Annotated in this window: 12 protein-coding genes; 4 read left to right on the plus strand and 8 right to left on the minus strand. The window is 61.2% G+C overall.

Annotation, left to right across the window (positions count from 1 at the left end; all coding sequences use genetic code 11):
* Window positions 1–26 precede the first annotated feature (26 nt).
* The 7 genes from fdhF to PAQ31011_RS26415 all read right to left on the minus strand — a co-directional run bounded on the left by fdhF (window position 27) and on the right by PAQ31011_RS26415 (window position 8187).
* Window positions 27–2888 carry a formate dehydrogenase subunit alpha gene (fdhF, locus tag PAQ31011_RS14520; RefSeq protein WP_150576521.1) on the minus strand — a complete coding sequence of 954 codons (2862 nt, stop codon included), beginning with the start codon at window positions 2886–2888 and terminating at the stop codon, window positions 27–29.
* A gap of 13 nt (window positions 2889–2901) precedes the next feature.
* Window positions 2902–4494 (minus strand): formate dehydrogenase beta subunit, encoded by a 1593-nt coding sequence (locus PAQ31011_RS14525; RefSeq protein WP_150576522.1) that lies wholly within the window; start codon window positions 4492–4494, stop codon window positions 2902–2904.
* Window positions 4491–4958, minus strand: a complete 468-nt coding sequence (locus tag PAQ31011_RS14530) for a formate dehydrogenase subunit gamma (RefSeq protein WP_150576523.1) — start codon at window positions 4956–4958, stop codon at window positions 4491–4493. Before PAQ31011_RS14530 ends, PAQ31011_RS14525 begins: the two co-directional genes overlap by 4 nt.
* Window positions 4959–5418: 460 nt before the next feature.
* Window positions 5419–6132 (minus strand): GntR family transcriptional regulator, encoded by a 714-nt coding sequence (locus tag PAQ31011_RS14535; protein WP_039399646.1) that lies wholly within the window; start codon window positions 6130–6132, stop codon window positions 5419–5421.
* A gap of 29 nt (window positions 6133–6161) precedes the next feature.
* Window positions 6162–6380: a hypothetical protein gene (locus PAQ31011_RS14540; protein WP_150576524.1), complete on the minus strand. Its 219-nt coding sequence runs from the start codon at window positions 6378–6380 to the stop codon at window positions 6162–6164.
* A 594-nt stretch (window positions 6381–6974) separates the two neighbouring features.
* Complete coding sequence (locus tag PAQ31011_RS14545; RefSeq protein ID WP_150576525.1) at window positions 6975–7988, minus strand: 2-dehydropantoate 2-reductase; 1014 nt, start codon at window positions 7986–7988, stop codon at window positions 6975–6977.
* Window positions 7989–8040: 52 nt separating this feature from the next.
* Window positions 8041–8187: a hypothetical protein gene (locus PAQ31011_RS26415; protein ID WP_174990127.1), complete on the minus strand. Its 147-nt coding sequence runs from the start codon at window positions 8185–8187 to the stop codon at window positions 8041–8043.
* Between the two features lie 551 nt (window positions 8188–8738).
* Here PAQ31011_RS26415 and oxlT point away from each other — a divergent pair.
* From oxlT to PAQ31011_RS14565, 4 genes are all read left to right on the plus strand, one after another.
* Entirely contained in the window at window positions 8739–10085 is a 1347-nt protein-coding gene (oxlT, locus tag PAQ31011_RS14550) for an oxalate/formate MFS antiporter (RefSeq protein ID WP_150576526.1), read from the plus strand.
* A 225-nt stretch (window positions 10086–10310) separates the two neighbouring features.
* A complete protein-coding gene (gene oxc, locus PAQ31011_RS14555) occupies window positions 10311–12089 on the plus strand; it encodes an oxalyl-CoA decarboxylase (protein ID WP_246179589.1) in 1779 nt (592 codons plus the stop codon).
* A gap of 27 nt (window positions 12090–12116) precedes the next feature.
* On the plus strand, window positions 12117–13367 hold the full coding sequence (gene frc, locus PAQ31011_RS14560) for a formyl-CoA transferase (protein ID WP_150576527.1): 1251 nt from the start codon (window positions 12117–12119) through the stop codon (window positions 13365–13367).
* 235 nt (window positions 13368–13602) lie between these two features.
* Entirely contained in the window at window positions 13603–14043 is a 441-nt protein-coding gene (locus PAQ31011_RS14565) for a PAS domain-containing protein (RefSeq protein WP_150576528.1), read from the plus strand.
* Window positions 14044–14077: 34 nt separating this feature from the next.
* Here the strand turns inward: PAQ31011_RS14565 and PAQ31011_RS14570 are convergent, their stop codons facing one another.
* Complete coding sequence (locus tag PAQ31011_RS14570) at window positions 14078–14260, minus strand: hypothetical protein (RefSeq protein ID WP_150576529.1); 183 nt, start codon at window positions 14258–14260, stop codon at window positions 14078–14080.
* Window positions 14261–14262: the final 2 nt, after the last annotated feature.

Here is a 14262-nt window from a genome sequence, read left to right on the forward strand (position 1 = left end):
GCACCGTCGCGTACCTGATTGCCGACTCAGCTTGCGCTGGCCGCCGTCGTCTGGTCGTGTCCGAGGAACGCTTCCTGCTGACGGTTGAAGTCCGAGTACTGACGCTGCCATTCCGACGGCTGCGCCACCGGCGTGACCTGCACCGCCGTCACCTTGTACTCGGGGCAGTTCGTCGCCCAGTCCGAGTTGTCTGTGGTGATCACGTTCGCGCCCGACTCCGGGAAGTGGAACGTCGTGTACACCACGCCCGGCTGCATGCGGTCGCTGACGATCGCGCGCAGCACCGTCTCACCTGCCCGGCTCTGAATGCCGACCCAGTCGCCGTCCTTGATGCCGCGCTCTTCAGCGTCGTGCGGGTGAAGCTCCAGACGATCTTCGCTGTGCCAGTTGTTGTTGTCCGTACGACGCGTCTGCGCGCCGACGTTGTACTGCGACAGAATCCGCCCGGTCGTGAGAATGAGCGGGAAGCGGCGCGTGACCTTTTCGTCCGTCGGCACGTATTGCGTGATCAGGAACTTGCCCTTGCCGCGCACGAATTCGTCGATGTGCATGACAGGCGTGCCGTCCGGCGCATCTTCGTTACACGGCCACTGCACGCTGCCCATGCGGTCGAGCTTCTCGTAGCTCACGCCCGTGAACGTCGGCGTGAGACGCGCGATTTCGTCCATGATTTCCGACGGGTGCGAGTAGTTCATCTCGTAGCCCAGACGCTTCGCCAGCTGGATCGTCACTTCCCAGTCGGCGTAACCGGCGCGCGGCGGCATGACCTGACGCACGCGCGAGATACGACGCTCGGCGTTGGTGAACGTGCCGTCCTTCTCCAGGAACGACGAACCCGGCAGCAGCACGTGCGCGTACTTCGCGGTTTCGTTCAGGAAGATGTCCTGCACGACGATGCACTCCATCTGCTCGAGCGCGTGCGTGACGTGTTGCGTGTTCGGGTCCGACTGGACGATGTCCTCGCCCTGGCAGTACAGGCCCATGAAGGTGCCCGCGAGCGCTGCGTCGAACATGTTCGGAATACGCAGGCCCGGCTCGGCTTGCAGCTCGACGCCCCATTCGGCTTCGAACAGCGCACGGGCGCTCGAATCCGACACGTGACGATAGCCCGGCAGTTCGTGCGGGAACGCGCCCATGTCGCAGGAGCCCTGCACGTTGTTCTGACCGCGCAGCGGATTCACGCCCACACCTTCGCGGCCGATGTTGCCGGTGAGCATCGAGAGGTTGGCGATGCCGATGACCGTCGTGGAGCCTTGTGCGTGTTCCGTCACGCCCAGACCGTAGTAGATCGCAGCGTTGCCGCCGGTCGCGTAAAGACGGGCCGCGCCGCGCACGAGATGCGCAGGCACGCCGGTGTGGGCTTCGGTCGCTTCCGGCGAATTCTCGGCACGGGAGATGAAGTCACGCCATTGTTGGAAAGCGCGATCTTCGCAACGCTCGGCGATGAATTCGTCGGCCATCAGACCTTCGGTGACGATCACGTGCGCCAGTGCGTTGACCATGGCGACGTTCGTGCCCGGACGCAGTTGCAGGTGATAGTCGGCGTTGATGTGCGGGCTCTTGACCAGATCGATACGACGCGGATCGATCACGATCAGCTTCGCTCCCTGACGCAGACGCTTCTTCATCCGCGAGCCGAACACCGGGTGACCGTCGGTCGGGTTCGCACCCATCACGAGAATCACGTCCGAATGCTCGACCGACTTGAACGTTTGCGTGCCGGCCGATTCGCCGAGCGTCGCCTTCAGGCCATAGCCGGTCGGCGAGTGGCACACACGGGCGCAGGTGTCGACGTTGTTATTGCCGAACGCCGCGCGCACCAGCTTTTGCACGAGATAGTCTTCTTCGTTCGTGCAGCGCGAGGACACCAGACCGCCGATGGAGTCACGGCCGTACTTGGCCTGAATGCGCTTGAATTCCGACGCAGCGTAATCGAGGGCTTCGTCCCACGACACTTCCTGCCACGGATCGGTGATTTTCTTGCGGATCTTCGGCGTGAGGATACGGTCCTTGTGCGTGGCGTAGCCCCAGGCGAAGCGGCCTTTCACGCAGGCGTGGCCTTCGTTGGCCTGACCGTCCTTGTGCGGCACCATGCGCACGACTTCGTTGCCCTTCATCTCCGCCTTGAACGAGCAGCCCACGCCGCAATAGGCGCAGGTCGTGATCTTGGCGTGCTCGGCCTGACCGAGATGGATGACGGATTTCTCTTGCAGCGTTGCGGTCGGGCAGGCGGCCACACAGGCACCGCACGACACGCACTCCGAATCCATGAACGCCTGGTCCTGCCCCGCCGATACGCGGGCTTCGAAGCCTCGGCCCGAGATCGTCAGTGCGAACGTGCCTTGCGTTTCTTCACAGGCGCGCACGCAGCGGTTGCAGACGATGCACTTCGAGGCGTCGTACGTGAAGTAGGGGTTCGACTCGTCCTTCTCGCTGTCGAAGTGGTTCGCGCCGTCGAAGCCGTAACGCACTTCGCGCAGGCCCGTCACCCCGGCCATGTCCTGCAACTCGCAGTCGCCGTTGGCGGCGCACGTCAGGCAGTCCAGCGGGTGATCGGAGATGTACAACTCCATCACGCCCTTGCGCAGCTCCTGGAGCTTCGGCGATTGCGTGCGGACCTTCATGCCGGGTTCGACCGGCGTGGTGCACGACGCCGGGAAGCCGCGACGGCCTTCGATTTCCACCAGACACAGACGGCACGAGCCGAACGGCTCCAGCGAGTCGGTCGCGCACAGCTTGGGCACGTTCACGCCGCCCTCGGACGCCGCGCGCATGATCGAGGTGCCCGCAGGCACGGTGACCTGTTCGCCGTCGATCTCCAGCGTGACTTCCTTCGTCGATTCGCGGCGCGGGGTGCCGTAATCCTTTTCAAACATCGGATCCATCATGATCGGGGGTCTCCTAGGCGGCCTTGGTCGGCAAGTTCGACGATTCGGCCGCGCCGAAGTCTTCTGGGAAATGATTCAGTGCAGACAGCACGGGGTAGGGCGTCATGCCGCCCATGGCGCACAGCGAGCCGTTAAGCATCGTGTCGCACAGGTCGCGCAGCAGCTTGATCTGCTTGGGACGGTCGCGACCGTCGATGATCTTGTCCATCACTTCGACGCCACGCGTCGAGCCGATGCGGCACGGCGTGCACTTGCCGCACGATTCGATGGTGCAGAACTCCATCGCGTAACGGGCGAGCTTGGCGAGATCGACGGTGTCGTCGTGTGCCACGATGCCGCCGTGACCCAGCACGGCCCAGTGCGCGGCGAACGCTTCGTAGTCGAGCGGGGTGTCCCACTGCGATTCCGGCAGGTACGAGCCGAGCGGGCCGCCGACCTGCACCGCACGCAGCGGGCGACCGGTGATGGCACCACCGCCGTAGTCGTACAGAATCTCGCGCAACGTCACGCCGAAGGCCTTCTCGATGAGGCCGCCGTACTTGATGTTGCCCGCGAGCTGGATGGGCAGGGTGCCGCGCGAGCGTCCCATGCCGAAGTTCTTATAGAACTCTGCGCCACGGTCCATGATGATCGGCACGGAAGCGAGCGAGATCACGTTGTTGATGACCGTCGGCAAGCCGAAGAGACCTTCGATGGCGGGCAGCGGCGGTTTCGCGCGCACTACACCGCGTTTGCCTTCGAGGCTTTCGAGCAACGCCGTTTCTTCGCCGCAGACGTAAGCCCCGGCGGCCTTGCGCACTTCGAGGTGGAACGCGTGACCCGAGCCGAGAATGTTCTCGCCGAGATAGCCCGCCTTGTTCGCGTTGACGATGGCCTCGTTAAGCACATCGATCGAGTGCGGGTACTCGCTGCGCACGTAGATGTAGCCGCGCGTGGCACCCACGGCGATGCCTGCAATCGTCATGCCTTCGACGAGCACGAGCGGGTCGCCTTCCATCAGCATGCGGTCGGCGAACGTGCCCGAGTCGCCTTCGTCGGCGTTGCAGACGATGTACTTCTGCGCGGCGGGCGTGTTCAGCACCGTCTTCCACTTGATGCCGGTCGGGAACGCTGCGCCGCCGCGTCCGCGCAAACCGGATTCGGTCACTTGCGCGACGATGGTGGCGGCGTCCAGCGCGAGTGCGTTGCGCAGGCCGCGATAGCCGTCGTGCGCAACGTAGTCGTCGACCGAGACCGGGTCGGTGATGCCCACGCGGGCGAACGTCAGACGTTCCTGCTTCTTGAAGTACGGAATCTCTTCGGTCAGGCCGAGCGCGAGCGGGTGGTCGCCGCCTGCGGTGACGTTCGCATCGAACAGGCTGGCGACGTCGTCGACGTCGACAGGACCATAGGCGACGCGACCCGCCGGGGTCACGACTTCGAGCAACGGTTCGAGCCAGAGCATGCCGCGCGTGCCGTTGCGGACCAGCTCGATCTCGATGCCGCGTTTTGCGGCTTCAGTGGCGATGGCGTCAGCGACTTCGTCGGCGCCGAGGGCGAGCGCGGCGGAGTCACGTGGAAGATAGAGGCGCACAGCCGCCTTGGCGGAAGTAGTGGACTGGCTCATACGGCTTCCTTGGCGCGGGCGACCAGACGGTCGAATTTCTCGGGAGTGACGCGCGCGTGCAGCTTGTCGTCGATCGTGATCGCGGGCGACGTGGCGCACTGGCCCAGACAGAACACCGGTTCGAGTGCGACGTCGCCACTGTGGCTGTGCATCGCGCATCCCAGCGCGCGTTCTGCGTGCGCTACGAGCGCGTCGGCACCCATGCTCTGACACGCCTCCGCGCGACAGATCTGAATGACGTGTCGCGGCGGCGGCGTGGTGCGGAAATGGTGATAGAACGTGATCACGCCATGCACTTCGGCGCGTGACAGATTGAGGGCGTTGGCAATGACGGACACGGCATCCGGGGGAACGTAGCCGAAAGCTTCCTGAACATCATGGAGGATCGGCAGAAGGGGGCCTTCCTGAGCAGCATGATTGTCCAGAATTGCTTGCACCGTCGCGATGGAATAAGCCTCGCGCATGGCTGATGTCTCCTGTTTGGCGCACTGTGGGGAACGGCGCGCCTGAGGGTGGTTATATGTTCTTGTCCTGCCCCGGGGCGAGAGACCCATTGGTCACATACGACGATGCTTCTCGGGTCTAGTCGATCAGCGTGATGCCGGATGAGCGTGCGACACATAGCCCCCACCATATGCCGCACGGGCTCGGCCTCTCGCCCGTTGCTTACTTCGTCAACCTTCGGTCAGTATGTGAAACACGATATATCATATACGGTATACGTGCAATACCGAGGCAAGCGGTTTCGCGGGATCGTTTACCCGAATCCGGAAACGCAATGCCGGTGGGCGTGACAGGCGGGAGGAGGGGGAGAAAAAAAGCCAGTGACACTTCCATATCACTGGCTTTTTCGCAGACGCGCGGTGAGCACGTCGTGGAGACATCAAACGCGGGTCAAATCCGGATCAAGCCCGGATCAAGCACTTACTCGAGGAAGTCGCAGTGCTCTTCGACGAACGCGGCCAGACCGAGGGTGTGGTCGCGCGCGAGCTTCTCGGCGAGTTCCGTATCGCGTTTTTCGAGCGCGGTGATGATCTTCAGGTGATCGACAATCGAGCGTGCTGCGCGGTCGTTCTGAGCAATCGTCACCTTGCGGATGGCGCGCACGTGAATGAACAGGTTCTTGATCGTGTTGGCGATGGCTTGCGAGCCGCCAAGATTGATCAGGGCCTGGTGGAAGTCGATGTTCGCGTCCGAATACTCTTCGATATGATCGGTTGGCGGCGCATTCACGAACTCGTCGAACAAATGACGCAGCTTGGCGATCTCTTCGTCGCTCGCATTCAACGTGGCCAGACGCGCGGACATCCCTTCCAGGGCGGCCCACATCTGAATCATTTCCACGATTTCACGCTTGGTCTTGCGGATGATGAAGATGCCCCGGCGCGGCACCGTGCGCAGAAAACCTTCCTGTTCCAGCAAGGTCATGGCTTCGCGAATCGGTGTGCGCGAAACGCCAAGCACCTGGATGAGCTGACGCTCGTCCAGGCGAATTTCGTCCTTCTGGTTATAAATGTCGGCATCGGCGATGGCTTTTTTCAGCAGCGCATACGCCTGATTACGAAAACTCGTGGTGGTGTCGATCGGCTCCAGTGCGAGTGGCGTCACGCGCACCGGAGTTGGGGTGATCAGGGACATGCAATAGTCTCCTAGGTATTACGGCCCCTTCAGAGGCGCAATGCTTGCTGCCCCACGATGGTTGCCGGCTTCGTAACGAGTTTACCCGATTCGTTTGCTCGCGTGGTTTCTGCCAGATAGGCGAAACGGCCGTTGGATTCAGCCTTTTCGAGCATTTTGGCGGGCAGGGCGACGAACAGATGAACCATTGCAACACCGGCGGCGAGGGCAGAAGCCAGGGCGATAAGCGTAAGGGCAGCGACTAACATGGTGAGACTCCAGATAAAGGTTGACGGGTCGTAATGTGGGGGAGAACTTGCTTTGCATTGTATGTCGCGCCGCAACAAGTCTCAAGATATACCACATACCGAATATCAAAATTTATCGTTTTTCGGGACGTTCTTTACGTCTCGCTGCGCTTACACGTCTCGGATTTGTCTCTTTTTCCGATAGTGCTTGTGGGATCGATGATGGCGATGAACCTCCTCGGATGTCCGTCTGGCTTGCAAGGGTGCGGATTTCGGGACGCCAGTGGCGCACGCAGTTTTCAGTGATTCGGGTGCTGCTTTCGGGGTGGGCCAAACGGACGTTATTGCGTTGCCGCGAAACCACAGCCGTTATTCCCTGCATCGGCCATACAGCGCCGAGGTTTCCGGCAAAAAATCGGCCGCGACCGGAGGTCCGGTGGCGGCACGGATGAGCGCTTGCGGGGTGGGGCTGGCGACGAGATTTTCAGTCCCGTCGCATCGCCCTCTCTATATATAGTCAGTGCCGATTCGGGCAGGGCACGCCACGGTGCCCTGCGATCGGGTGTTTCAAACAAACAACGCTTACGCGTTACGTCGCTGGGTTATGCCGCCCGGTTATGCCGCTTTGGCCAGACGTTCCTGCGCGGCCGCCACGGCATCCGGCTTCGTCATGAACTCACGTTGCTTGATCAGCGCGAGCACAACGTCGAGCGTGGGCGTCGGCATATTGGCCAGGCGTCCCATCTCCTGCACGACGGAGACGAGCGGGTCGATCTCCATTGCGCGGTCGCGCTCCAGATCCTGAAGCATCGACGTCTTGTGTGCGCCCACCGCGCCGGCACCATTAATGCGGCGTTCGACGTCCACGCGGAAGTGCACACCGAACTTGTCGCCGATGGCTTTGGCTTCGAGCATCATGGCGCGCGCAATGGCACGCGTGCCCGGATCGCTGGCGATGATGTCCAGCGTGCCGTGCGTGAGGGCCGAAATCGGGTTGAAGCAGAGATTGCCCCAGAGCTTGAGCCAGATCTCGTCGCGAATGTTTTCGCGGATCGGGGCGTCGAGCCCGCCGGCGATCATCATCTGCGAGAGCTTCTCGACGCGCTCCGTGCGCTCGCCGCTGGCTTCGCCCAGCGGAAACTTGTTGCCGTAGACGTGTTGAATCACACCCGGCGCGACCACTTCCGTGGCGGGATACACCACACAGCCGATCGCACGCTCCGGGCCGAGTTCGCGCCACTGACGGCCACCCGGGTCGATGCTCTCCAGCGTCGTGCCCTCGAGCGCGCCGCCGTGCTTATAGAAATACCAGTAGGGGATGCCGTTCACGGCCGTGACGACCGCCGTGTTCGGGCCGATCAGCGGCTGCATCGCGTCGAGTACCGACGGTACCGAGTGCGCTTTCAGGGCGATGATCACGTAATCCTGATGCCCGAGTTCGCGCGCATCGTCGGTGCAACGCAAGTGGGCGACGCGCTCTTCGCCATCGATGAGCAGCTTGAGTCCGTGCTCGCGCATGGCCGCGAGGTGCGGTCCACGTGCCACCAGACTGACATCGGCTCCGGCGCGCGCGAGTTGCACGCCGAGATAGCCACCGATGGCACCGGCGCCATAGATGCAAATCTTCATGAAGTCTCTCCCTCCAAAGGTCAATCGAAACCCGGGCCTGGTACTGGCCGCTTTATTCTTCTGATTCTTCTAATACCAAATGTTGTATATCGTATATCACAAGAAGAATAGCGCCAAGCTTTCCTAGCCCTTTTGCCCTCATGGTTTCCCCGCACAGGCCTGAAAAATGGGCATCCGCATGTGTGAGCTTTGCGGTCATGAACTGCACTTGTGAAATGTCGGGGGACCACCCAGGAGTGAATTATTACGGTGTGTTACAGAGAGTCGGGAGGGAGCTGGGGGATGTTGTCTTGTGAGCGAAATTAGCAAAAATATCGACTTGTGCTCGTTTTAAAAAATCCCAAGGAGCCCGATATAAAAGGGCTGAACGCCTTGTCGGGCAAGGTTCTTGGATCAGGTTAACTCCTTAGTGTTTTCGCATTGCGTTGTTGCGCCGCTCCGTCCTACAGTTGCGTTACTGTATCTAGCCGCCACTTAGGACAGTGCCTCGCGTGCCGTAGTTGTTTTCGATGCAATGGACGAAAACGACTTCGGCACGCGAGGTGGAAAACGAGGACAGCGATAAATTAGTGTTGACTTATATCTGATATATCGTATATTTCGTTCGGTATATTTACGGGAAACGCAATGGACTCCCGTAAGCATCAGAGACAAGTCGACGAGGCATAGACCTCGTAAAGCATACCCAGGGGGCACAGACCCCATCCGGAAGGTGTTGTTGTTGTGAAGCTGCCAAACAACTGAAAACCGATGGAGGAGGTACAAGTGGAGACGACAAATCAACACGGTAAGCAATCCGTGTTCGCGAGCCCGTGGGTCCAGCTCGTGTTCGGCGTGATTTGCATGGCGATGATCGCCAACTTGCAATATGGGTGGACGCTGTTCGTCAACCCGATCGATGAAAAGTATCACTGGGGCCGTACGGCCATTCAGGTGGCGTTCACGATTTTCGTCGTGACGGAAACCTGGCTGGTGCCGATCGAAGGGTATCTGGTCGACAAGTTCGGTCCGCGCCCGGTCGTGGTCGGTGGTGGTCTGTTGTGCGGTATCGCCTGGGTGCTCAATGCCTATGCGTCCTCGCTGCCGATGCTGTATTTCGCAGCGGCCGTGGGCGGTGTCGGTGCCGGTGCGGTGTATGGCACCTGCGTGGGTAACGCTCTGAAGTGGTTCCCGGACCGCCGTGGTCTTGCCGCAGGTATTACCGCCGCCGGTTTCGGCGCCGGTTCGGCACTGACCGTGGTACCGATCGCCAACATGATCAAGTCCAGCGGCTATGAGAACACCTTCCTGACCTTCGGGCTGGGACAGGGGATCATCGTGCTGGTGCTGGGTCTGGCGCTCGCCAGTCCGCCCGCATCGATCGAAGCGCTCAAGAAGCTGGCACCGGGCGCAATGCGCTACAACGCCAAGCCGACGGAAGTCATGCGCTCCCCGGTGTTCTGGCTGATGTATCTGATGTTCGTGCTGATGGCCGCTGGCGGTCTGATGGCAACGGCACAGCTCGGCCCGATCGCCAAGGACTACGGTCTGGATCAGGCACCTGTCTCGCTTCTCGGTCTCACGCTGCCCGCACTCACCTTCGCACTGGCCATCGACCGTGTGCTCAACGGGGTGACGCGTCCGGTGTTCGGCTGGATTTCGGACAAGATCGGTCGTGAGAACACGATGTTCATCGCCTTCGCGATGGAAGCCGTGGGGATCTACGCACTGGCAAAGTACGGCCAGCATCCGGTGGCCTTCGTGCTGCTGACCGGCCTGGTGTTCTTCGCCTGGGGTGAGATCTACAGCTTGTTCCCGGCAACCTGCGCCGATACGTATGGCTCGAAGTATGCGGCGACCAATGCGGGGATGTTGTACACCGCGAAGGGGACCGCTGCCTTGCTGGTGCCGTTCTCGAGCATCATCACCTCGATGACCGGTAGTTGGCAGGCTGTCTTCATGGTCGCTTGTGCCATGAATGCCTTCGCCGCCTTCCTTGCCTTGTTTGTCTTGAAGCCGATGCGTGCCCGTCTGGCACAGCGTTACGCCAGCGACTACAAGGCGGAGTCGAGCGAGCCGGTCGTGAAGGCCGCGGACCTGAGCCGCAGCACCACGTAAAGCGAGTTCGATAGGTCACTCAGACCTAAATAAGTAATAAGCAGTACTAATTAGAGGCAGATTGGCTGGCTTGATTAGCAACATGTTTAACCGGCGTGCAATCCGGGCCCTTGCGGGTTCGGTTGCACGGCCGGGTGAGCAAGTAGAGAAGCAGTACAGGAATACCCACTAATCGTCAGACAAGACGACGCAACACTGAAACCGGAAAAATTGGAGGAGAGAATTATGTCCATTGCGATGACCGTGCCAGTCGGCAAGGCGGAAAACGAGACGCTCGAAGACAACAGCCGACACGCGAACATCGTGTCCGAGGCAGCAACGACCGATGGCTTCCATCTGGTCATCGATGCCCTGAAAGCGAACGACATCGACACCATCTTCGGTCTGGTGGGGATTCCCATCACCGACCTGGCTCGCCTGGCGCAAGCCGAGGGCCTGCGCTTCATCGGCTTCCGCCATGAGCAGCACGCCGGCCACGCCGCCGCGATCGCTGGCTACATGACGCAAAAGCCGGGCATTTGCCTGACGGTGTCCGCACCGGGCTTCCTGAACGGCCTGACGGCACTCGCCAACGCCACCACGAACTGCTTCCCGATGATTCTCATCAGCGGTTCGAGCGAGCGTGAAATCGTCGACCTGCAACAGGGCGACTACGAAGAAATGGATCAGCTCAATGCGGCCAAGCCGTATTGCAAGGCGGCTTATCGCGTGCTGCACGCCGAAGACATCGGCGTGGGCCTTGCCCGCGCGATCCGCGCAGCCGTGTCGGGTCGCCCCGGCGGCGTCTATCTGGATCTGCCGGCCAAGCTGCTGTCGCAGACCATCGACGCACAGAAGGCCAAGGATTCGCTGATCCGCGTGATCGACGCCGCACCGCGTCAGATCCCGGCGCAGGACGCTGTTCAGCGCGCCCTCGACGTGATCAAGGGCGCCAAGCGTCCGCTGATTCTGTTGGGCAAGGGCGCTTCGTACGCTCAGGCCGACGAAGACATCCGCGCACTCGTCGAGAAGACCGGCATTCCGTATCTGCCGATGTCGATGGCCAAGGGCCTGCTGCCCGACACGCACGAGCAATCGGCGGCTGCTGCACGTTCGTTCGTGCTGCAAGAAGCCGACGTCGTCGTGCTGATCGGCGCGCGCCTGAACTGGCTGCTCGCTCACGGCAAGGGCAAGACCTGGGGTGCCGCACCGAAGAAGTTCGTGCAGATCGACATCTCGCCGACGGAAATCGACAGCAACGTCGCGATTGCCGCACCGGTGATCGGTGACATCGGTTCGTGCGTGAAGGCACTGCTCGCCGGTGTGGATGCCAACTTCGGCAAGCCGTCGGCCGAGTGGACCGGCGCCATCGCCGAGCGCAAGAACAAGAACCTGACGAAGATGGCGGCCACGCTTGCGCAGAATCCGTCGCCGATGAACTTCCACAGCGCACTCGGCGCGATCCGCGACGTGCTCAAGAAGCACCCGGACATCAACCTCGTCAACGAAGGCGCGAACACGCTGGACTACGCGCGCAGCATCATCGACCAGTACCAGCCGCGCAAGCGCTTCGACTCGGGTACGTGGGGCGTGATGGGTATCGGCATGGGCTTCGCCATCGGCGCGGCAGTCACGAGCGGCCTGCCGGTCGTGGCGATCGAAGGCGACAGCGCCTTCGGCTTCAGCGGCATGGAACTCGAAACCATCTGCCGTTACGAGCTGCCGATCACCACCATCATCTTCAACAACAACGGTGTGTATCGCGGCACCGACGTCAACCCGACGGGCGGCAAGGACGTGGCCCCGACGGTGTTCGTCAAGGGCGCGCGCTACGACAAGATGATCGAAGCGTTCGGTGGCATTGGTTACAACGTGACCACGCCGGCCGAGCTGACCAAGGCCCTCGAAGAATCCATTGCCTCGGGCAAGCCGGTCCTGATCAACGCCGTGATCGATGAATCCGCAGGCACCGAAAGCGGTCGTCTGACGAACCTGAATCCGCAAAGCGCGGCGATGAAAAAGTAAGAGCCGAGTCAATCAAGGAGACATGACATGAGCAAACCCCTCGAAGGAATCAAGATCATCGACTTCACGCACGTGCAGGCCGGCCCGGCTTGTACCCAGCTGCTGGCCTGGTTCGGCGCTGACGTGATCAAGGTGGAACGCCCGGGTTCGGGCGACGTCACGCGTAACCAACTGCGCGACATCCCCGACGCCGATGCCTTGTACTTCACGATGCTCAACAGCAACAAGCGCTCGTTGACGCTGGACACGAAGACGCAAGAAGGCAAGGAAGTGCTAGAAAAGCTCGTGCGCGAATCCGACGTGCTGGTGGAGAACTTCGGCCCGGGCGCTCTGGACCGCATGGGCTTCTCGTGGGAGCGTCTGAACGAACTCAACCCGAAGCTGATCATGGCCTCGGTGAAGGGCTTCTCGGACGGTCACCACTACGACGACCTGAAGGTGTATGAGAACGTGGCGCAGTGCGCAGGCGGTGCCGCCTCGACGACGGGTTTCTGGGACGGTCCCCCCACGGTGTCGGCCGCAGCACTGGGCGACAGCAACACGGGTATGCACCTCGCGATCGGTATTCTGACGGCCATCATCGGCCGCGGTCAGACGGGCCGTGGCCAGAAGGTCGCTGTCTCGATGCAGGATTCGGTCATCAACCTGTGCCGCGTGAAGCTGCGCGACCAACAGCGTCTGGACCGTATCGGCTACCTCGAAGAGTATCCGCAGTACCCGCACGGCGAGTTCAGCGATGTCGTGCCGCGCGGCGGTAACGCTGGCGGTGGCGGTCAGCCGGGCTGGGTGCTCAAGTGCAAGGGCTGGGAAACGGACCCGAACGCTTACATCTACTTCACGATTCAGGGCCACGCCTGGGAACCGATCTGCCGCGCACTGGGCAAGCCGGAGTGGATCAGCGATCCGAACTACGCAACGCCGCAAGCCCGTCAACCGCACATCTTCGACATCTTCGCGACCATCGAAGCCTGGCTGGCCGACAAGACGAAGTACGAAGCGGTCGACATCCTGCGCAAGTTCGACATCCCGTGCGCACCGGTGCTCTCGATGAAGGAAATCGCCAACGATCCGTCGCTGCGCGCATCGGGCACGATCGTGGAAGTGCCGCACAAGGAACGTGGTTCGTACCTGACCGTCGGCAGCCCGATCAAGTTCTCCGGTCTGAAGCCGGAAATCACGGGTTCGCCGCTGCTGGGTGAGCACACCGACGAGATTCTGGCCGAGCTGGGTTACAGCAAGGACCAGATCGCTAACCTGCACACGTCGCGCTCGGTCTAAGACCGTTACGCAACATCGCGATGTCGCACGTGCCGTCGCTGCCTTTGGGCGGCGGTGGTGCGGGCATCTCGCAAGCAGGCAAGGTGTTCATGGGTGCGGCTCCCTGCGGAGTCGGCACCCATTTTTATTTTCGGGACCGTGTTGTCCTCTAATTGATGTACTTTATTGGCATGTTTGGCAACTTCGTCAATCAACGATGCCAATCGCATTCCCCCACAAGATTATTGGAGACATCATGAGCGTATCCGTCGACGTCAGGCAGTTGGTAGAAGTGGTGGGCGACGCCATCGTCGTGGCCGACCCGCAAAACATCATCACGCTCTGGAATTCCGGTGCGCAGAAGATGTTCGGTTTCTCGGCCGAAGAGGCGGTCGGCCAGCCGCTGGACATCATCATTCCGGACCGGCTGCGGGCACGGCACAACGAAGGCTATGCCAAGACGATGGAGACCGGCCAGACCAAATATGGCAGCGATCTGCTCAAGGTGCCCGCCGCGCATAAGGACGGCCGTGCCATGTCGATTGCCTTCACCGTCGCGCTGCTGCACGGCGACGCCGGCGAAGTGACCGGGATCGTTGCCGTGATTCGCGACGAGACCGCACGCTTTCAGGAAGACCGTCAGTTGCGCAAGCGCGTAACCGAACTCGAAGCCAAGCTCGCCGCCACGGCAAGTTGACGGACTGACAACCGTCGGGGACAGGGCGCCCGAGTTACGTCGCCGCCTGACTTCCCGAAGCGGCAAAAGAAGCACCGATGCGCCATGCGCACCGGTGCTTTTTTGTTTTCAGCGAAGGAAAAAGGTCAGGGCATCCTTCGATAAGTATTTTGTATTCAATATATTTAAAGTGAGGCGATGCAAATCCAACCCGTTCGTCGCCCCAATTCATCGTCATGA

Source organism: Pandoraea aquatica (assembly GCF_902459565.1).
Lineage (GTDB): Bacteria > Pseudomonadota > Gammaproteobacteria > Burkholderiales > Burkholderiaceae > Pandoraea > Pandoraea aquatica.